Source organism: Streptomyces camelliae (assembly GCF_027625935.1).
GTDB classification, from domain to species: domain Bacteria; phylum Actinomycetota; class Actinomycetes; order Streptomycetales; family Streptomycetaceae; genus Streptomyces; species Streptomyces camelliae.
The window spans coordinates 5,378,193-5,397,420 of record NZ_CP115300.1; the positions used below are offsets into that span (position 1 = coordinate 5,378,193).

16 protein-coding genes are annotated in these 19,228 nt (G+C 71.4%); 13 read left to right on the forward strand and 3 right to left on the reverse strand.

Annotated elements, in window-relative coordinates:
• Positions 1-50: 50 nt before the first annotated feature.
• The 6 genes from rsmI (at position 51) to O1G22_RS24685 (ending at position 6,014) form a co-directional block, all read left to right on the forward strand.
• Positions 51-929: a 16S rRNA (cytidine(1402)-2'-O)-methyltransferase gene (rsmI, locus tag O1G22_RS24660; RefSeq protein ID WP_270083312.1), complete on the forward strand. Its 879-nt coding sequence runs from the start codon at positions 51-53 to the stop codon at positions 927-929.
• A 215-nt stretch (positions 930-1,144) separates the two neighbouring features.
• Positions 1,145-1,555: a hypothetical protein gene (locus tag O1G22_RS24665; RefSeq protein WP_225099158.1), complete on the forward strand. Its 411-nt coding sequence runs from the start codon at positions 1,145-1,147 to the stop codon at positions 1,553-1,555.
• A gap of 47 nt (positions 1,556-1,602) precedes the next feature.
• Complete coding sequence (locus O1G22_RS24670; RefSeq protein ID WP_270083313.1) at positions 1,603-2,517, forward strand: TatD family hydrolase; 915 nt, start codon at positions 1,603-1,605, stop codon at positions 2,515-2,517.
• A 118-nt stretch (positions 2,518-2,635) separates the two neighbouring features.
• Entirely contained in the window at positions 2,636-4,054 is a 1,419-nt protein-coding gene (locus O1G22_RS24675) for a resuscitation-promoting factor (protein ID WP_270083314.1), read from the forward strand.
• A gap of 179 nt (positions 4,055-4,233) precedes the next feature.
• On the forward strand, positions 4,234-5,124 hold the full coding sequence (gene rsmA / locus O1G22_RS24680) for a 16S rRNA (adenine(1518)-N(6)/adenine(1519)-N(6))-dimethyltransferase RsmA (protein WP_270083315.1): 891 nt from the start codon (positions 4,234-4,236) through the stop codon (positions 5,122-5,124).
• Positions 5,121-6,014 (forward strand): 4-(cytidine 5'-diphospho)-2-C-methyl-D-erythritol kinase, encoded by an 894-nt coding sequence (locus O1G22_RS24685; RefSeq protein ID WP_270083316.1) that lies wholly within the window; start codon positions 5,121-5,123, stop codon positions 6,012-6,014. The genes rsmA and O1G22_RS24685 overlap by 4 nt, the downstream gene beginning before the upstream one ends.
• A gap of 4 nt (positions 6,015-6,018) precedes the next feature.
• On the opposite strand, the gene O1G22_RS24690 is transcribed toward O1G22_RS24685, so the two are convergent.
• Positions 6,019-6,579: a Uma2 family endonuclease gene (locus O1G22_RS24690; protein WP_270083317.1), complete on the reverse strand. Its 561-nt coding sequence runs from the start codon at positions 6,577-6,579 to the stop codon at positions 6,019-6,021.
• Between the two features lie 145 nt (positions 6,580-6,724).
• On the opposite strand from O1G22_RS24690, the gene O1G22_RS24695 reads away from it, so the two are divergent.
• From O1G22_RS24695 to O1G22_RS24710, 4 genes are all read left to right on the forward strand, one after another.
• Positions 6,725-8,533 carry an ABC-F family ATP-binding cassette domain-containing protein gene (locus O1G22_RS24695; RefSeq protein WP_270083318.1) on the forward strand — a complete coding sequence of 603 codons (1,809 nt, stop codon included), beginning with the start codon at positions 6,725-6,727 and terminating at the stop codon, positions 8,531-8,533.
• A gap of 256 nt (positions 8,534-8,789) precedes the next feature.
• Positions 8,790-10,640, forward strand: a complete 1,851-nt coding sequence (locus O1G22_RS24700) for an outer membrane protein assembly factor BamB family protein (RefSeq protein ID WP_270083319.1) — start codon at positions 8,790-8,792, stop codon at positions 10,638-10,640.
• Positions 10,641-10,752: 112 nt separating this feature from the next.
• Positions 10,753-12,630 (forward strand): outer membrane protein assembly factor BamB family protein, encoded by a 1,878-nt coding sequence (locus O1G22_RS24705; protein WP_270083320.1) that lies wholly within the window; start codon positions 10,753-10,755, stop codon positions 12,628-12,630.
• 229 nt (positions 12,631-12,859) lie between these two features.
• Positions 12,860-13,543, forward strand: a complete 684-nt coding sequence (locus O1G22_RS24710) for a helix-turn-helix transcriptional regulator (RefSeq protein WP_270083321.1) — start codon at positions 12,860-12,862, stop codon at positions 13,541-13,543.
• Positions 13,544-13,771: 228 nt separating this feature from the next.
• Here O1G22_RS24710 and O1G22_RS24715 read toward each other — a convergent pair whose 3' ends face one another.
• Both O1G22_RS24715 and O1G22_RS24720 read right to left on the reverse strand, forming a co-directional pair.
• A complete protein-coding gene (locus O1G22_RS24715; RefSeq protein ID WP_270083322.1) occupies positions 13,772-14,116 on the reverse strand; it encodes a hypothetical protein in 345 nt (114 codons plus the stop codon).
• Positions 14,117-14,136: 20 nt separating this feature from the next.
• Positions 14,137-15,828, reverse strand: coding sequence for a sodium:solute symporter family protein (locus O1G22_RS24720; protein WP_225099148.1), 1,692 nt, complete (start codon positions 15,826-15,828; stop codon positions 14,137-14,139).
• A 192-nt stretch (positions 15,829-16,020) separates the two neighbouring features.
• Here O1G22_RS24720 and galT point away from each other — a divergent pair, with 192 nt between their 5' ends.
• Genes galT through galK form a run of 3 tightly spaced genes read left to right on the forward strand, consistent with a single transcriptional unit; the run spans position 16,021 to position 19,198 of the window.
• Positions 16,021-17,082 (forward strand): galactose-1-phosphate uridylyltransferase, encoded by a 1,062-nt coding sequence (galT, locus tag O1G22_RS24725; RefSeq protein WP_225099147.1) that lies wholly within the window; start codon positions 16,021-16,023, stop codon positions 17,080-17,082.
• Positions 17,079-18,041, forward strand: a complete 963-nt coding sequence (gene galE, locus O1G22_RS24730; protein ID WP_270083323.1) for a UDP-glucose 4-epimerase GalE — start codon at positions 17,079-17,081, stop codon at positions 18,039-18,041. The genes galT and galE overlap by 4 nt, the downstream gene beginning before the upstream one ends.
• On the forward strand, positions 18,041-19,198 hold the full coding sequence (gene galK, locus O1G22_RS24735; RefSeq protein ID WP_270083324.1) for a galactokinase: 1,158 nt from the start codon (positions 18,041-18,043) through the stop codon (positions 19,196-19,198). Before galE ends, galK begins: the two co-directional genes overlap by 1 nt.
• The last annotated feature ends 30 nt before the right edge of the window (positions 19,199-19,228 follow it).

A 19,228-nucleotide genomic window follows, 5' to 3' on the forward strand; every position in this document is an offset into this window, starting at 1 on the left:
TGGCCGTGGGGGCGGGCCGCGCGGTGGCCCGGGGCTGGGAGGATGGGGGTGTGACTGGAACCCTTGTCCTCGCAGGTACCCCCATCGGCGACATCGCGGACGCGCCGCCCCGGCTTGCCGAGGAGCTGGCCGGCGCCGACATCGTCGCCGCCGAGGACACGCGGCGGCTGCGCCGGCTCACCCAGGCGCTCGGCGTCCTGCCCAAGGGGCGTGTCGTGTCGTACTTCGAGGGCAACGAGTCCGCCCGCACACCGGAGCTGGTCGAGGAGCTGCTCGGCGGCGCGCGCGTGCTGCTCGTGACCGACGCCGGCATGCCGTCCGTCTCCGACCCTGGCTACCGGCTGGTCGCGGCGGCCGTCGAGAAGGACATCCGGGTCACCGCGGTGCCCGGCCCGTCCGCCGTGCTCACCGCGCTCGCCCTGTCCGGGCTGCCCGTCGACCGCTTCTGCTTCGAGGGCTTCCTGCCGCGCAAGGCGGGCGAACGGCTGTCCCGGCTGCGCGAGGTCGCCGGCGAGCGGCGCACCCTCGTCTACTTCGAGGCCCCCCACCGGCTCGACGACACCCTCGCCGCCATGGCCGAGGTCTTCGGCACGGACCGGCGGGCCGCCGTCTGCCGTGAGCTGACCAAGACGTACGAGGAGGTCCGGCGCGGTCCGCTGGACGAGCTGGCGCGCTGGGCCGCGGAGGGGGTGCGCGGGGAGATCACCGTCGTGGTCGAAGGGGCGCCCGAGGCCGGGCCCGAGGAACTCGACGCGGAGGAGCTCGTGCGGCGGGTGCGGGTGCGGGAGGAGGCCGGGGAGCGGCGCAAGGAGGCGATCGCGGCGGTGGCCGTGGAGGCGGGGGTGCCGAAGCGGGTGGTGTTCGATGCCGTCGTCGCCGCCAAGCGCGCCGGCGGCGGCGCCGGGGGCGGTGCCGAAAACCCCCTCTGAGCAGGGCTGTTCTCGGGTGAGCGGACGGGCCATGGGACGGCAAAAGGCTGTCGCCGATGGCAAAGCGAAACGGGACCGAACGGGTCATCTTCGGCAAGGAACCGCCAAATCGCCTCCAACACTCGACAGCCCTGCTGCGCCCGCGCCGGTGAAGGCGTCCACTGGTCGAAGGGACGCACAACCGTCCCTCCGACCAGCGGATCAGAGGAGCTGGCATGAGCGAGATCGCAGGGCAGACCGGCCTCCGTGGTACGGCCACAGCCGTCGTTCACGAGTCGTATTCGTTCGCCTGCATGCGCTGCGGGCACGGCTGGGAGCAGTCGTACGAGATAGAGCACCACACGGACGCCGATGGGCACGAGTTCGTGCTGTACGTGGCGGACGGCCAGGTCGTGCCGTCGCCGCTGAGCCGGCCCAGCTGCCACAACTGCGACGGTCACGTCGTGCGGATCATGCGCGCGGGACAGGTCTCGTCGGTGTGCGGCGAGGCGCACCGGGACCACAGCGTGCCGCCGGCGGGCCCGGTCGAGGTGCCCGGGGCGCCCGCGGTGCCCGCCGAGCCCCGGGAGCCGCACCACTGGCATCTGTCCGACCTCCTGCACCCGTTCCAGCGCAAGGCCGGCTGAGCCGGGCTCCGGACGCTGACGGCATGCCCCTTTCGTAGGATCGGGGCATGCCTTCGAACGCCGGCCAGAGCTCCAGGGACGACAAGACCGACAAGACCGACAAGAACAGCGCCCCGCCGCTTCCGGCACCCCTCCAGGTGCCCGTCGCCGATTCCCACACCCACCTCGACATGCAGTCGGGCACGGTCGAGGAGGGCCTCGCCAAGGCCGCGTCGGTGGGTGTGACGACCGTCGTCCAGGTCGGCTGCGACATCAAGGGCTCGCGCTGGGCCGCCGAGACCGCGGCGGCGTACGACAGCGTCCACGCCACCGTCGCCCTGCACCCCAACGAGGCCCCGCGCATCGTGCACGGCGACCCCGACGGCTGGTCGCGGCAGGGCGCCCGGGAGCCGGGCGGTGACGCGGCGCTGGACGAGGCCCTGGCCGAGATCGACCGGCTGGCCGGGCTGCCGCAGGTCAAGGGCGTCGGCGAGACGGGCCTGGACTACTTCCGCACCGGCCCCGAGGGCAAGGCGGCCCAGGAGCGGTCCTTCCGCGCCCACATCGAGATCGCCAAGCGGCACGGCAAGGCGCTCGTCATCCACGACCGTGACGCCCACGCCGACGTGCTGCGCGTGCTGAAGGAGGAGGGCGCCCCCGAGCGCACCGTCTTCCACTGCTACTCCGGCGACGCCGCCATGGCGGAGATCTGCGCGCGCGAGGGCTACTTCATGTCCTTCGCAGGCAACGTCACCTTCAAGAACGCCCAGAACCTGCGCGACGCGCTCGCCGTCGCCCCCCTGGAGCTGGTCCTCGTGGAGACCGACGCGCCCTTCCTGACCCCGGCGCCCTACCGGGGCCGGCCCAACGCGCCCTATCTGATCCCGGTCACGGTGCGCGCGATGGCCGCCGTGCGCGGCATAGACGAGGACGCGCTGGCGACCGCCCTGGCCGCCAACACCGCCCGCGCCTTCGACTACTGAGCACACGCGCGCGTACGGGCAACAGTACGTAGTCGCGTCGCTTTGGAGAGTGACGGCCGCTCCGCTAGGTTCTGGGGGCCCGATCCGGACCCCTCTGGCACCCCTGGAGCGTGTCGGCGTGAGCAAGTCGCAGTACGAGACGTTCGAGACACACGAGCCCTACGCGTCGTACCACCATGACGTCCCCGCCCCGCCGTACGGCCCCGACGGGTCCGTACACAGCGCGGAGACCCTGCCGTACGGGCTCTACGAGGACACCTACCGGCCCGCCTACGAGGCGCAGGCGTACTTCGTGGCCGAGCCGGTGCTGCCCCGGCAGGGCGCGGGCGCCGGTGTCGCGCACGCCGGGAGCGTGCTGGAAGAAGAGGCGAGCGAGGCGGAGGTGGCCGCCGGAGTGAGTGGGCGGGGTGCGCGCCGGCGCAGGGCGCGCTGCGCCGAGCGCCCCGAGTCCGCCGTGCGCCGTCTGCTGCCGCAGGCGCTGGTCGTGGCCTTCCTGGCCGGCGGCACCACCGCGTTCATCGCCAACGACAAGGCGATCGAGCTGACTGTCGACGGCAAGCAGCGCACCCTGCACACCTTCGCCGGAGACGTGCGCGAGCTGCTCGCCGACGAGGGCGTGCGCGTGGGGGCGCATGACATGGTCGCGCCCGCCCCCGATACGGCGCTCGCCAGCGGCGACGCCGTCGCCGTGCACTACGGGCGCCCCGTCCGGCTCACCCTGGACGGCGAACGGCGCGAGGTGTGGACGACGGCGCACACGGTGGAAGGAGCGCTGGACGAGCTGGGAGTGCGCGCCGAGGGCGCGTATCTGTCCGCCTCACGCTCCCAGACCATCGGACGCGCCGGGCTCGCGCTCGACGTGCGCACCGAGCGCGCCGTCACCGTCATGGCGGACGGCCGGACCCGCACCGTCCGCACCAACGCGGCCACCGTCCGCGAGGCCGTCGAGGAGGCCGGCGTCACCCTGCGCGGCGAGGACGCCACCTCCGTCCCGCCGGACAGCTTCCCGCGCGACGGGCAGACGATCACCGTGCTGCGGGTCAGCGGCAGCCGGGAGGTCCGCGAGGAGCAGATCCCGTTCGAGGTCCGGCGCACCGAGGACCCCACCCTCTTCACGGGCACCGAGGTCATCACTCAGCCCGGCGTGCCAGGCCTGCGGCGCGACACCTACGTGCTGCGCACCGTCAACGGGGTCCGCGGGAAGCCGCGCCGGGAGGCCTCCGAGGTGGTGCGCAAGCCGAAACCGCAGATCGTCAGGGTCGGCACCAGGAAGCGGCCCACCTCCGTGGCCGGCGCCGACCACCTGAACTGGCGGGGTCTCGCCGCCTGCGAGTCCGGCGGCCGCCCGGACGCGGTCGACCCCTCGGGGACCTACGGCGGCCTCTACCAGTTCGACACCCACACCTGGCACAGCCTCGGCGGCAGCGGACGCCCCCAGGAGGCACCGGCCGAGGAACAGACGTTCCGCGCGAAGAAGCTGTACGTGCGGCGGGGGGCGACACCGTGGCCGCACTGCGGGGCGCGGCTGCGCGGCTGAAGGCCGGCGGCTGCGGGGAATCGCCGTCGGGCTGCGGACGGTCGGGCCGCTGGGGGCATCCCCTGCTCGAAGAGCTTGGGGGAGGCACGACGCCGGCGCCGGCCGGCGATCCGCCCCCGGCTCCCCCCAGGACCCGGCACCTGGCAATCCGGTCGGGCAGACCCCCGTACCCTTGTCCCGTGAGCAGCCCCACCCCCGACGCCCTCCTCGGTCCCGCCGACATCCGCGAGCTGGCGGCCGCGCTCGGTGTCCGTCCCACCAAGCAGCGCGGCCAGAACTTCGTGATCGACGCCAACACGGTCCGCCGTATCGTGCGCACCGCCGAGGTCCGCCCCGATGACGTCGTCGTGGAGGTCGGGCCGGGGCTCGGGTCTCTCACGCTGGCGCTGCTGGAGGCCGCCGACCGGGTCACCGCCGTCGAGATCGACGATGTGCTGGCCGCAGCGCTGCCCGCCACCGTCGGCGCGCGCATGCCGGAGCGTGCCGAGCGGTTCGCGCTGGTCCACTCCGACGCCATGCACGTCACCGAACTGCCCGGCCCGGCCCCGACGGCCCTGGTGGCGAACCTGCCGTACAACGTCGCCGTGCCCGTGCTGCTGCACATGCTCGACACGTTCCCGAGCATCGAGCGCACCCTGGTCATGGTGCAGTCCGAGGTCGCCGACCGGCTCGCCGCCGCGCCCGGCAACAAGGTGTACGGCGTGCCGTCGGTGAAGGCCAACTGGTACGCCGAGGTGAAGCGGGCCGGGGCGATCGGCCGCAATGTCTTCTGGCCCGCGCCGAACGTCGACAGCGGGCTGGTCTCACTGGTCCGGCGGGCCGAGCCGATCAAGACCACGGCCTCCAAGAGAGAGGTCTTCGCGGTCGTCGACGCGGCCTTCGCGCAGCGCCGCAAGACCCTGCGGGCGGCGCTCGCCGGCTGGGCCGGGTCCGCCGCTGCCGCCGAGGCCGCCCTGGTCGCGGCCGGGGTCTCGCCGCAGGCGCGCGGGGAGTCGCTGACGGTGGAGGAGTTCGCGCGGATCGCCGAGCACAAGGACGCGATCACCCGGCACGAGGAGAGCGGCACGTGAGCGTCACGGTACGGGTGCCGGCCAAGGTCAACGTCCAGCTCGCGGTCGGCGCCGCGCGCCCCGACGGGTTCCACGACCTCGCCAACGTCTTCCTCGCCGTCGGCCTGTACGACGAGGTCACCGTCACCCCGGCCGACGAGCTGCGGATCACCTGCGCCGGCCCGGACGCCGGCGAGGTCCCTCTGGACCGCACCAACCTCGCCGCGCGCGCCGCGATCGCGCTGGCCGCGCGCCGGGGGATCGAACCGGCCGTGCACATCCACATCGACAAGGACATCCCGGTCGCCGGCGGCATGGCGGGCGGCAGCGCGGACGGCGCGGGCGCGCTGCTCGCCTGCAACACGCTGTGGGGGGCGGGGGCTTCGCGGGCCGAACTGCTCGCGATCTGCGCGGAGTTGGGCAGTGACGTCCCGTTCAGCCTGGTCGGGGGTGTCGCGCTCGGTGTCGGACGGGGCGAGCAGCTGACCGCCCTGGAGACCGGCGGCACCTTCCACTGGGTCTTCGCGATGGCCGAGCGGGGGCTGTCGACGCCGGCCGTCTTCCGTGAGTTCGACCGGCTGGCTCAGGGGCGGGAGATCCCGGAGCCGGTGGCTTCGGCGGAGCTGCTGGAGGCGCTCGCGAAGGGGGACGTGGAGGCGCTGGCGGCGGCCGTGTCCAATGACCTTCAGCCTGCGGCGCTGTCCCTGTTCCCGGAGCTGGCGGACACGCTGGAGGCCGGGCGGGGGGCGGGTGCGCTTACCGCGCTGGTCTCGGGCTCCGGGCCTACGACGGCGTTCCTCGCGCGTGATGCCGAGTCGGCGGAGAAGGTCTCCCAGGCCCTGCGGGCGTCGGGGACGTGCCGGGCCGTGCGGATGGCGGTGGGGCCGGTGGCGGGGGCGACGGTTCTCTAGGGCCTCAGAGTTCGTCGATCGCCGTCAGGTCGATGTCGATGGGGTAGGGCTTGTTGACTTCGATCCGGTCGCGGTGGGTGCCATTGGGTGCGTATGTGTTCGCGAGCGGGTCGAGTGTGTAGGTGTGGACGACAGGTCTGCCGTCCTCCTCCATCTCGACCCGCCAGAAGTCAGGGATCCCCCCAGCGGCGTACTTCAGGGGCTTGGTGGTGCGGTCCCGGCACTCGGAGCCCGGGTGGACGACTTCCACGCCGAGGATGACGTCTTTGGCCTGGTAGCACATCTGGTCCAGTCCGGTGACCGCCTCGGTCCGGATCACGCTCACGTCCGGTTCGAGCCCGTTGCGTTCGTCGAGGATGACGGTCATCTGCCTACTGACGTGGAACTCGGCCGGGCACCCGGCCCGGAGGCCGCTCACCAGCAGGTCGACAGCGACGGAGTGGAAGACGGTCTGCGGACCCGGGACAACCAGCTCGCCGTCGATCAGCTCGACGTGCCGAGGCAAACCGGGCAGCGTCAGCAAGTCGTCCACGGTGTAGCCGCCTGGTGGGGTGCTTCCTCGCATGGAAGCGATCATGCGGCACCCGCGCAGCAGTCGCCGCCATACCGCCCGTACACCATCACAAAGAGTGACCGCCCCCTCACCGCTCCCCCTCACCCCCCGCTGCCCTACGCTAGAAGGCTGACCGACCCCCGCGCACAGGAGTGAAATGGCCGTCAATCTGGTCAATGTCGAGAACGTCAGCAAGGTGTACGGCACCCGTGCCCTGCTGGACGGCGTCTCGCTCGGTGTGTCGGAGGGGGACCGGATCGGGGTCGTCGGGCGCAACGGCGACGGCAAGACCACCCTCATCCGGATGCTCGCCAAGCTGGAGGAGGCCGACACCGGGCGTGTCACGCACTCCGGCGGGCTGCGGCTCGGTGTGCTCACCCAGCACGACTCCCTGGACCCCGCCGCCACCGTCCGGCACGAGGTCATCGGTGACATGGCCGACCACGAGTGGGCCGGGAACGCCAAGGTCAGGGATGTGCTGACCGGGCTCTTCGGCGGGCTCGACCTGCCGGGCTTCCCCAAGGGGCTCGACACCGTCATCGGACCGCTCTCGGGTGGTGAGCGGCGCCGGATCGCGCTCGCCAAGCTGCTCATCGAGGAGCAGGACCTGATCGTCCTCGACGAGCCCACCAACCACCTCGACGTCGAGGGCATCGCCTGGCTGGCGCGGCATCTGCAGAACCGGCGTTCGGCGCTGGTGTGCGTGACCCACGACCGGTGGTTCCTCGACCAGGTCTGCACCCGCATGTGGGACGTGCAGCGCGGCGACGTCTACGAGTACGAGGGCGGCTACTCCGACTACGTCTTCGCGCGCGCGGAGCGCGAGCGGATCGCCGCCACGGAGGAGACCAAGCGGCAGAACCTGGTCCGCAAGGAGCTGGCCTGGCTGCGGCGCGGGGCGCCCGCGCGTACGTCCAAGCCGCGCTTCCGGATCGAGGCCGCCAACGAGCTGATCGCGGACGTGCCGCCGCCCCGGGACAGCTCGGAGCTCATGAAGTTCGCCTCCTCCCGGCTCGGCAAGACCGTCTTCGACCTTGAGGACATCACCGTGCAGGCCGGGCCGAAGGTGCTCCTCAAGCACGTCACCTGGCAGCTCGGCCCCGGCGACCGGATCGGCCTCGTCGGTGTCAACGGCGCCGGCAAGACCTCGCTGCTGCGCGCCATGGCCGCCGCCGCGCGCAGCGAGGGCGAGGAGCAGCCGGCCGGTGGCCGGATCGCCGTCGGCAAGACCGTCAAACTCGCCTACCTCTCCCAGGAGGTCGCCGAACTCGACCCCACCTGGCGGGTCCTGGAGGCCGTGCAGCGGGTACGCGAGCGCGTCGACCTCGGCAAGGGGCGTGAGATGACCGCCGGTCAGCTGTGCGAGACGTTCGGCTTCAACAAGGAGAAGCAGTGGACGCCGGTCGGCGACCTGTCCGGTGGTGAGCGCCGGCGGCTCCAGCTGCTGCGCCTCCTCATGGACGAGCCCAACGTCCTCTTCCTGGATGAGCCCACCAACGACCTCGACATCGAGACCCTCACCCAGCTGGAGGACGTCCTCGACGGCTGGCCCGGCTCGATGATCGTCATCTCCCACGACCGGTTCTTCGTCGAGCGCACCACCGACCGCGTCTTCGCCCTCCTCGGCGACGGCACCCTGCGGATGCTGCCGCGCGGCATCGACGAGTACCTGGAGCGACGGCAGCGGATGGAGGAGGCGGTCGCCGCCCAGGCCGCCGCCGCGGCACCCAAGCCCGCCACCACGGAGAAGAGCGCCGCCGACCAGCGCGCCGCCAAGAAGGAACTCCAGAAGATCGAGCGCCAGTTGGACAAGGTCTCCGAGAAGGAGTCCCGGCTGCACGCCCAAATCGCCGAGAACGCCACCGACTTCGCCAAGGTCGCGGAACTGGATGCCGAGTTGCGCGATCTGGCCGGGGAGCGCGAGGAACTGGAGCTGCGCTGGCTGGAGCTGGCGGAGGACGCGTAGCGCGCGGAGCGCGGAGTGGGGCGCGCGCGGGCGTGAATCAGCCAGGTGCGTGCGCCGCGTGAAGGGGGCGTGAAGGCGCGTAACGGCGGCATCACGGGCCGGTTCTCCCTTGGGAACAGGGGCGGATCCGTGCCCGTGCGCTGTCAGAGGCGGGTGATAGAAAGGGCCGTCTGAGAACTGTCTGAGTAACGACCCAGGGTCCGTCAAGAACCTCAGGGCGTGGCTAAAAATCAGTGAACGAGGGGGAAGAGCGCTGATGACCCAGCCGCCCAACCAGCCGCCGCACGGCGGATTCGGAGCGCCGCAGGACCAGCCGCCACCGGGCGGCGGTTTCGGCGCCCCGCAGACGCCACCGGCCCAGGGCGGTTTCGGCGCCCCGAGCGCCCCGCAGTCCCCGCCGGGCGCCCCGCACGGCACGCCTCCGCCGCCGGCCCAGCCGCCCGCGGCCCCGCCGCAGCCGCCGGCCGCCCCGCAGCCCGGTTACGGCTACCCCCAGCAGCCCGGCCCGTACGGCGCCCCGGCCGCCCCCGGCGCGCAGAACCCGTACAACGCCCCCGTCGCGCCCGGCACTCCGGGCCCCTACGGCTACCCGCAGCAGCCGCAGCAGCCGGGCCCCTACGGAGCCGCGCCGCAGCCCGGTTACGGCTACCCGCAGCAGCAGCCGTACCCGGGCGCGCCCGGTGCCGTGCCGCAGGCCGGTGCCGGCAAGAAGAGGACGGCGCTGATCGTCGGTGCCGCGGTGGCCGCGCTGGCCGTCATCGGCGGCACCGTGTACGCGGTCACCAGTGGCGGCGACGGCAAGAAGAAGCCCGTCGCCCAGCAGAGCGACGACCCCAAGCACTCCGCCTCCGCCTCGCCGAGCGCGGCCGGCGGCGACGACCCGGACAACCTGAACGCGAACCGCAAGGCGGGCGAGGCGAAGGTGCTCTGGTACCACTCGGCGCCGGACGCCCCGGGCTCCGGCGCGGACGCGCCCGGCATGTGGGTCACGGACAAGGTCGTGGCGAAGGCGGCGTACAAGCAGGTCTTCGCCTACGGCACCGGCGACGGCAAGGCCGCTTGGGGGCCGATCTCCTTCCCGCAGAAGATCTGCGCGGTCACCCCGCAGAAGTCGGCCGACGACAAGGTCGTCGTGGCGTACATGAGCGGTGTCAGTGACCGCGCCAAGTGCAACCAGCTCCAGCAGATCGACCTCGCCACCGGCCAGAAGGGCTGGAGCGGCCAGGTCGCCGACGGCGGGCTGTTCGACAGCGCGCTCAACGTCGAGCTGACGGTGAGCGGCAAGACGCTGCTGGTGGCCCGTTCGGAGTCGGGCACGGCGTACGACATCGACAGCGGCAAGAAGCTGTACGACAAGCAGAAGTACGGGTCGGCCTGTTTCCCGGCCGCGTACGCGGGCAGTGCGAGCCGGCTGATCCAGGTGGCGTCCTGCGGCGCCGGCGGGGACAACGAGCACGACGAGATCCAGGAGCTCGACCCGGCCACCGGCAAGGTCAAGTGGACCCAGGCGGTGAAGAAGGGCTGGCAGGTCAGCCGGACCTTCTCGGTCGACCCGCTGGTGGTCTACCTGACCAACCAGGACAAGAAGGCCTGGAACATCTCCACGTTCACCAAGGACGGCAAGTTCCGCTCGGAGGTCAAGGTCGACGAGAAGTTCGGCCCCCGCTGCGGCTGGCAGATCCTCGAACGCGACCTCCAGGGCTGCCAGGGCGTCGTCGCGGACGCGGACACGCTCTACCTGCCGACGGACACCACCAGCAGCGCCAACGAGATCGTCGCGATCGGCCTCGCCGACGGCAAGGCGAAGTGGCGGGCCAAGTCCCCGGCGGACGAGCCGATGTACCCGATGAAGGAAGACGGCGGCAAGCTCGTCGCGTACGTGCAGCCGTCGTACGACTCGGGCGGCCAGGTGGTCGCGCTGCCGGTCACCGGCTCCTCGCACGCGCCCGCCAAGCTGCTGCAGAACCCGTCGGGCACGGCCGAGATCGAGGACACCTTCTACGACGGCGTCATCGACTGGTCCGACGGGCGGTTCTTCATCTCCGCCGGCCGGCTGTCCGGCAGCGACCAGGCGAAGGAGAAGCTGATCATGGCCTTCGGCAACTGAGCCGCAGCCCGCGCCTTCTCCCCTCCCTGTCCGTCGTTCGTCGTCGTCCGCCCCTGTCCCCGTGCCGTCCGGCCCGCCCGGCCGTCCGAGCCCGACCGAGGTACCCGTTGTCATGACCCAGCCGCCCCCTCCGCCGCCCAACCAGCCCCCGCAGCAGGGCGGTTTCGGCCCCCCGAGCCCGCCCCCGGGCGCGCCGCAGGACCAGCAGCCGCCGTCCGCCCCGCCGACGCCCCCCGCCCCGCCGGCCCAGCAGCCACAGCCGCCCCAGCAGCCGCAGCCGGGTTACGGCTACCCGCAGGCCGCCCCGCCTCCGCAGCCCGGTTACGGCTACCCGCAGGCCGCGCCGCCCCAGCCCGGTTACGGCTACCCCGGCGCGCAGCCGAGCCCGTACGGCCAGCAGCCGGCCGCGCCCTACGGCGCACCCGGGCCGCAGAACCCGTACGCGCAGCCGACGGCGCCCCTGCAGGGTGTGCAGCCGGGTTACGGCTATCCGGGCCAGCCCCCGACCGTGCCGATGCAGCCGCAGGGCGGGCCGGGCGGCGGCGGGCGGAAGAACACCACGCTGTTCATCGTGGTCGCGGCGGTCGTCGCGATCGCGCTGATCGTGGCCGGCGGCATCTGGTACGCCTCGTCCTCCGGGGGCGACGGAAAGAAGCAGGACACCGCCTCGTCCAGCGGTGGCACCGGCGGCAAGAACGGCAGCGGCGGCACCGGGACCACGGGCGGCGGCGGCAAGGAGAAGGTGCCGGGCAACCCCGCGGCCAACGTGCTGTTCGAAGTGCCGTTGCCCACCGCGGACGACACGGTCAGCACCGCGGGTTCGTGGCTGACGAGCAAGGTGTACGCCAAGAGCGGCGTCGGCGAGATCGTCGGCTACGACCCGGCCAAGGGCACCAAGCTGTGGACGATCAAGCTGCCCGGCCCGGTCTGCGCGGCCAGCCAGCACGTGACGTCCGACGACAAGACCGCGATCGTGTACCAGCCGAAGTGGGACACGAAGAAGAGCTTCGGCGGGTGCACGCAGATCGCCGCGATCGATCTCGACGCGGGCAAGAAGCTGTGGACGAAGACGGTCAACTCCGGTGACACCCTGGTCAATTACCAGAATGTGACGGTCGCTCAGCGCACCGTCGCGGTCGGCGACACCAGTGGTGGTGCCGCCTTCGACCTCGACTCGGGCAAGGCGCTGTGGCTGCCGAAGTCGGGCGACAGCTGTTACGACGCGGGGTACGGCGGCGGCACCAGCCTGGTCGCGGTGCGCCATTGCGGAGACTCGCAGAACGACCAGATCAGCATCCAGACCCTCGATCCGAAGACCGGGAAGGTGATCTCCGAGTACCGGATGGACTCGGGTATCCAGTACGCGGCCATCGTCTCCACCGACCCGCTGGTGGTGGCCGCCGACGTCAACGCGGACGACGGCAGCGGCGTCTCGGACTACTTCTCCATCGACGGCAAGACCGGCAAACTGCTCGCGCACATCTCCGCGCCGGCCAAGACCTACGGCGGGCGCTGCGACGGCATCACCCGCATCGAGTACTGCAAGCAGATCGTCGCAGGCAACGGCAAGCTGTACCTGGCGACCGAGGAACACGACGGCAACGGCGGCGCGTTCAGCAAGACCAACGAGATCGTGGCCTTCGACCTGAACACCGGCAAGCCGACCGGCCAGCGCGTCGAGGCCGGTGAGGGCTACCTGCTGACCCCGCTGCGCATGGACGGCGGCAACCTGATCGCCTACAACCGCCCGCCCTACGACAAGGGCGGCCAGATCGTCAGCATCGACGGCGGGTCCTTCACGATGACCAAGCTGCTGGAGAACCCGACCACACCGGCCGCACGGCAGGTGGAGGGCACCATGCTGCCGGACTACGCGGAGATCCTCTTCGGCGACGGCCGGCTGTACATGGCGCAGGTCTTCGCCCAGCGGAAGGGCACCTCGTCGTACGGCAAGCAGGACCTGGTGATCGCGTACGGCACGAACGGCTGACCGCCGCGCGTCGGCGCCGTAGCGACTCTCGCCCGAATGGGTGACATACCAAGAAGTGCCCCGGATTTCATCGATCCGGGGCACTTCTCATCAAGAGGGGCAGCAATACGTCGAACAAGCGTGTAGCTTCCGGGGGCATGAAGGGCGAGGTGCCGGGGGGCCCTCTGTCCTTGCGGACCGGTGGACGTCCATAGTGGGGCGTCCATGGGGGGGACTGGGGGGTTGCTCTATGGGAGTACGGCTCATGGTCATCGACGACCATCGCCTGCTCGCGGAGGCGTTGGCGTCGGCGCTCAAGCTGCGCGGGCACCGGGTGCTCGCCGCCGCGGCACCGGCCGCGGGCGCGGCGGACCTGGTGATCGCGCGGGCGCCGGAGGTGTGCCTGCTGGGTACGGCGGCACCGGCCGAGCCGGGGGCCTTCGACCCGGTGGTGAAGATCAAGCGGGAGCGGCCGCAGGTGGCGGTGCTGGTGCTCGGCCCTGTGCCGTCGCCGCGGGGCATCGCGGCGGCGTTCGCGGCGGGGGCGTCCGGGTACGTCCGGCACGACGAGCGGATCGAGGGCGTCGAGCGGGCCATCATGAAGGCGCGGGCCGGGGAGGCCGCGGTGGCTCCGCAGCTGCTCCAGGGCGCGTTCGGCGAGCTGCTCAACCCGGCCGCCGAACCCGACGACGAGGCACAGCGGCTGCTGGAGATGCTCACGCCGCGGGAGGTGGAGGTTCTGGTCCGGGTGGCCGACGGCGAGGACACCCGGCTGATCGCGGCCGGCATGGGCATCGCGCCCAGCACCGCGCGGACGCATGTGCAGCGCGTGCTGATGAAACTGGGCGTCGGGTCGCGGTTGGAGGCGGCGGCGTTGGCTGCACGGACGGGGCTGCTTGACCGGGCCGGGCCCTTGAACTCCGATCTGGAGTAGGCGCCCGGTGCTGCGGCTGGGCGAGGGGGCGCTGCTCGCTGAGAGGTGCCGCTGCGCCCACCCGTGCCGCCCTGGGGGTACCCCCTGCTCGAAGAGCTTGGGGGAGGCACGACTGCCCGCAGCTCAAGCGCCCCGAAGGGGCGCGGGGAACTGCGCGAGCGACCACGACGGACCGGCAGCCGGGGAACGGCCCGCACCCCTACGGCGCGACCGTCCCCCGGCCGACGGTCACTCCTCCGGCAACCCCTCCGGAGGAAGCGGCGGCGGAGTGGGGCGGAGCTTCAGCCAGGCCAGGAAGAAGATGCCCAGCAGGAGCATGCCGATGCCGGTCCAGAGGTTGATGTTGACGCCCTGGGCCTTGTCGATGGCGGACCGGGAGTCGGTGATGCCGGTGATCGTGACGATGACGCCGTAGAGCACGAACAGGCCGCCGATGATGCGGCGCAGGTCGAAGATGCGGGCCGCGGTCGCGGACTTGGTCTCCAGCTCGGTGACCTCGCGCGCGACCCCCTCCTCGGTCCAGTGCTCGTGACGGTCGGGGTGGTGCTCGGAGTGTCCGGAATTTTCGCTCATGGTTTCCTCGGTCCTCCGCGTCAGAACGAGAACGGGATGTAGCAGGCGGCGGCCAGGACGACCGCGCCCCAGCCCAGCAGGGCGGGCTTGCGGTACCAGGCCTCGTCACCGGGTGCCGGCGCTTCCGCCATGCCGGGGGAGCGGGTGCCGTAGACCAGGCCCTGGAGTTCCGTCGCCGGCTTCGGCTTGGTGAACAGGGACACCGCGACCATCACGACCGCGCCGGCGACGAAGCCCGCGATCGCGGAGACGAAGTTGGCGCCCTGGTCGGAGGGGATCGAGATGATGCCCTTCTTGTAGAGCACGAAGTAGTTCACCATCGCCGTGACGGTGCCGGCGAGCAGGCCCCAGAAGCCGGACTTGGCGGACGCGCGCCTCCAGAACATGCCGACGATGAAGACGACGAACATCGGCACGTTGAAGAAGGAGAACAGCGTCTGCAGGTAGCTCATGATGTTCGAGAACGAGGACGCCAGGAACGCCGTACCGACCGAGGCGGCCACGCCGATCGCGGTGATCAGACGGCCGAAGCGGACGTAGTACGCGTCCTCGCGGCCGGGCATCACGTACTTGGCCCAGATGTCGTTCGTGAACACGGTGTTGAAGGACGACACGTTGGCCGCCATGCCGGCCATGAAGGCGGCGAGCAGACCGGTGACCGCGATGCCGAGCACGCCGTTGGGCAGCAGCTCCTGCATCAGGTACGGGATGGCGTCGTTGTACTGGTAGCCGGATCCGGCCGAGCCGAAGTGCGGGACGACCGCGGCGGCGACCAGGCCCGGGATCATCACCAGGAAGACGATGAAGATCTTCGGGTAGGCGGCGATCAGCGGCGTGCGCTGACCCGCGGAGAGGTTCTTGGCGGACAGGGCGCGCTGCACCTCGGCGAAGTTCGTCGTCCAGTAGCCGAAGGAGAGCACGAAGCCGAGGCCGAGGACGATGGTCAGCCAGTTCGCGCCGAGCGGGTTGGCGCTGCCGATGCCGGTGCCGCCCCACGCCGTGGTGAAGTTCGCGCCGTGGGTCTCGGTGAGCTTGTGGGTCAGCCCGCCCCAGCCGCCGACCTTCTTCAGGCCGAGGATGGTGATCGGGATGAGGGCGGCGAGGATCACGAAGAACTGGAGCACCTCGTTGTAGATCGCCGAGGAGAGACCGCCGAGGGTGATGTACGCGAGGACGAACGCGCCGGCGACGACGATGGCGACCCACTGCGGCCAGCCCAGCAGCGCCTCGACGACGATCGCGAGGGCGTAGAGGTTGACGCCGGCGATCAGGATCGCGGCGAACGCGAACAGGATCGAACTGAGCAGGTGGGCGGCCCGGTCGAAGCGCAGCAGCAGGAACTCGGGGACCGAGCGGACCTTGCTGCCGTAGTAGAACGGCATCATCACCAGGCCGAGGAAGACCATGGCGGGGATGGCGCCGATCCAGTACCAGTGCACGGTGTAGGCGCCGTACTGGGCGCTGTTCGCGGCCATGCCCAGGATCTCGGTGGCCGCCAGGTTCGCGGAGATGAAGGCGAGGCCGGTGATCCAGGCGGGCAGCGAGCGTCCCGAGAGGAAGAAGTCGAGGCTGGTCTTGACCGAGCGGCGGGCGGCGAAGCCGATACCGAGTACGACGACGAAGTAGATCGCCAGGATCGTGTAGTCCAGCCAGTTGGTGGGGAGCCGTAGCCCCGCCGCCAGGTAGGTGGGTCCGTTTGTGGGGGTTTGCATGAGAACTCGCTTCGTTGCGCGAACTGATCCAGAGCGGAACCTACGCCTCCGCGTTTAGTTATTGAACACTTCTGTTGGTGTTCTTTGTTTGATTGTGATGAAGCTAGGTGTTGTCGGGTTGTGGTCTGTTATGTTTGATTGTGTTGAGTGATTGGGTGCGGGTGCAGTAGAAGGACGTAGAGGAGTCCGGCGTTGAAGAAGACCTCGACACGGCTGGCCGACGGTCGTGAGCTGATCTACTACGACCTTCGGGACGACACCGTGCGGGACGCCGTGGACCGCCGTCCGCTGGACCGCACGGTCACCACCTCCGAGATCCGCCGGGACGAGCTGCTCGGCGACGCGATCGCGGTCGCCTCGCACCGCCAGGGCCGTACGTACCACCCGCCGGCCGACGAGTGCCCGCTGTGCCCGACGCAGGGCGACCGGCTGAGCGAGATCCCGGACTCGTCGTACGACGTCGTCGTCTTCGAGAACCGCTTCCCCTCCCTCGCCGGCGACTCCGGCCGCTGCGAGGTCGTCTGCTTCACCTCCGACCACGACGCCTCCTTCGCCGACCTCACCGAGGAGCAGGCACGCCTGGTGCTGGACGCGTGGACGGACCGCACCTCGGAGCTGTCCCACCTGCCTGCCGTCGAGCAGGTCTTCTGCTTCGAGAACCGGGGCGCGGAGATCGGCGTGACCCTCGGCCACCCGCACGGGCAGATCTACGCCTACCCCTTCACCACCCCGCGCACCGCGCTGATGCTCCGCTCGCTCGCCGCACACAAGGAGGCGACCGGCGGGGAGAACCTGTTCGACGCGGTCCTGGAGCGGGAACTGGCCGGTGAGCGCGTCGTCCTGGAGAGTGAGCACTGGGCCGCCTTCGTGCCGTACGCGGCGCACTGGCCGTACGAGGTGCACCTGTACCCCAAGCGTCGCGTGCCCGACCTGCTCGCGCTCGACGAGGCGGCTCGCACAGAGTTCCCCCAGGTCTATCTGGAACTCTTGAGGCGCTTCGACCGGATCTTCGGCGAGGGTGAGCCTCCGACGCCGTACATCGCGGCCTGGCACCAGGCCCCGTTCGGCGCGCTGGCGGAGTTCGACGGTGTGACGCGGGACGACTTCGCGCTCCACCTTGAGCTTTTCACCATCCGCCGCACTTCCGGCAAGCTGAAGTTTCTCGCGGGTTCCGAGTCCGGCATGAGCGTGTTCATCAACGACGTGCCGCCGGAGCGCGCGGCCGAGCGACTGCGAGAGGTAGCGAGTTCATGAAGTACCTGGTGACGGGCGGGGCGGGTTACGTCGGCAGCGTGGTCGCCCAGCACCTGCTGGAGGCCGGCCACGAGGTCACGGTCCTCGACAACCTCTCCACCGGCTTCCGCGCGGGCGTCCCGGCCGGGGCGGCCTTCGTCGAGGGCGACATCCGCGACGCCGCCAAGTGGCTCGACCCCTCCTACGACGGCGTGCTGCACTTCGCCGCGTCCTCGCAGGTCGGCGAGTCGGTGGTGAAGCCCGAGAAGTACTGGGACAACAACGTCGGCGGCTCCATGGCCCTGCTCGGCGCCATGCGCGAGGCGGGCGTGCGCCGGCTCGTCTTCTCCTCCACGGCGGCGACGTACGGCGAGCCGGAGCAGGTCCCGATCGTGGAGAGCGCCCCGACGAAGCCGACCAGCCCCTACGGCGCGACCAAGCTGGCCGTCGACCACATGATCACCAGCGAGGCGCACGCGCACGGCCTCTCGGCGGTGTCGCTGCGCTACTTCAACGTGGCCGGCGCCTACGGCACGTACGGCGAGCGCCACGACCCCGAGTCGCACCTGATCCCGCTGGTCCTCCAGGTCGCCCAGGGCCGCCGCGACGCCATCTCGGTCTACGGCGACGACTACGCCACCCCCGACGGCACCTGCGTGCGCGACTACATCCACGTCGCGGACCTGGCCGAGGCCCACCTGCTGGCCCTGACGGCCGCGCAGCCGGGCGAGCACCTGATCTGCAACCTCGGCAACGGCAACGGTTTCTCCGTCCGCGAGGTCATCGAGACCGTCCGGCAGGTCACCGGCCACCCGATCCCCGAGGTGGTCGCCCCCCGCCGAGGCGGCGACCCGGCGGTCCTGGTCGCCTCGGCGGACACGGCCCGCGAGAAACTGGGCTGGAACCCGTCCCGCGAGGACCTCGCGGGGATCGTCGCGGACGCCTGGCAGTTCGCGCAGCACATCGCAAAGGAGCAGTAGTGGGGGCAGCACAGCAGGTCGCGCAGCGCTTCACCGAGCTGTACGGCGCCGCGCCGGAGGGGGTCTGGGCGGCGCCGGGCCGGGTGAACCTGATCGGCGAGCACACCGACTACAACGACGGCTTCGTGATGCCGTTCGCGCTGCCGCACCAGGCGGTCGCGGCGGTCTCGCGCCGGGACGACGGCGTGCTGCGCCTGCACTCGGACGACATCGAGGGCGGCGTGGCGGAACTGCGCCTGGACGCCCTGGCACCCGGCAGCGACGAGGACTGGACGGCGTACCCGGCAGGCGTGGTCTGGGCGCTGCGCGAGGCGGGCCACGCGATCACCGGCGCGGACGTCCACTTGTCCTCGACGGTCCCGACGGGCGCGGGCCTGTCCTCCTCGGCGGCCCTGGAGGTGGTGATCGCGCTCGCCCTGGGCGACCTCTACGACCTCGGCCTCCAGCGCTGGCAGCTGGCCCGCCTGTGCCAGCGCGCCGAGAACGTCTACGTCGGCGCGCCCACCGGCATCATGGACCAGACGGCGTCGGCCTGCTGCGAGCAGGGCCACGCCCTCTTCCTGGACACCCGTGACCTGTCCCAGCAGCAGATCCCCTTCGACCTCGCGGCCGAGGGCCTGCGCCTGCTGGTGGTCGACACCCAGGTCAAGCACGCGCACAGCGGCGGCGAGTACGGCAAGCGCCGGGCCGGCTGCGAGAAGGGCGCGGCCCTGCTCGGCGTCGACGCCCTGCGGGACATCCCCTACGCCGAGCTGGACGCGGCGCTGGAGCGGCTGGGGGACGAGGAGGAGGTCCGCCGCCTGGTCCGGCACGTGGTGACGGAGGACGAGCGGGTCGAGCGGGTCGTGGGCCTGCTGAGGGCGGGCGACACCCGCGCCATCGGCCCGGTCCTCACCGAGGGCCACGCCTCCCTGCGCGACGACTTCCGCATCTCCTGCGCCGAGCTGGACCTGGTCGTCGACACGGCCCTCGCCTCCGGCGCCCTGGGCGCCCGCATGACCGGCGGCGGCTTCGGCGGCTCGGCGATCGTCCTGACCGAGGCCACCGAGGTGGACACCCTGACGAAGGCCATCGAGGAAGCCTTCGCCACGGCCCGCTTCACGGCCCCCCGCGTCTTCGAGGCGGTGCCCTCGCCGGGGGCGCGGCGACTGGTCTGACGTCCGCGGTCCGCGGTGCGGTGGCGCCGG

Coding starts and splice junctions, on each gene's coding strand:
- O1G22_RS24665 (WP_225099158.1), top strand. CDS start 1,145: ATGAGCGAGATCGCAGGGCAGACCGGCCTCCGTGGTACGGCCACAGCC.
- O1G22_RS24670 (WP_270083313.1), top strand. CDS start 1,603: ATGCCTTCGAACGCCGGCCAGAGCTCCAGGGACGACAAGACCGACAAG.
- O1G22_RS24690 (WP_270083317.1), bottom strand. CDS start 6,579: ATGCGAGGAAGCACCCCACCAGGCGGCTACACCGTGGACGACTTGCTG.
- O1G22_RS24695 (WP_270083318.1), top strand. CDS start 6,725: ATGGCCGTCAATCTGGTCAATGTCGAGAACGTCAGCAAGGTGTACGGC.
- O1G22_RS24700 (WP_270083319.1), top strand. CDS start 8,790: ATGACCCAGCCGCCCAACCAGCCGCCGCACGGCGGATTCGGAGCGCCG.
- O1G22_RS24705 (WP_270083320.1), top strand. CDS start 10,753: ATGACCCAGCCGCCCCCTCCGCCGCCCAACCAGCCCCCGCAGCAGGGC.
- O1G22_RS24710 (WP_270083321.1), top strand. CDS start 12,860: ATGGGAGTACGGCTCATGGTCATCGACGACCATCGCCTGCTCGCGGAG.
- O1G22_RS24715 (WP_270083322.1), bottom strand. CDS start 14,116: ATGAGCGAAAATTCCGGACACTCCGAGCACCACCCCGACCGTCACGAG.
- O1G22_RS24720 (WP_225099148.1), bottom strand. CDS start 15,828: ATGCAAACCCCCACAAACGGACCCACCTACCTGGCGGCGGGGCTACGG.
- galE (WP_270083323.1), top strand. CDS start 17,079: ATGAAGTACCTGGTGACGGGCGGGGCGGGTTACGTCGGCAGCGTGGTC.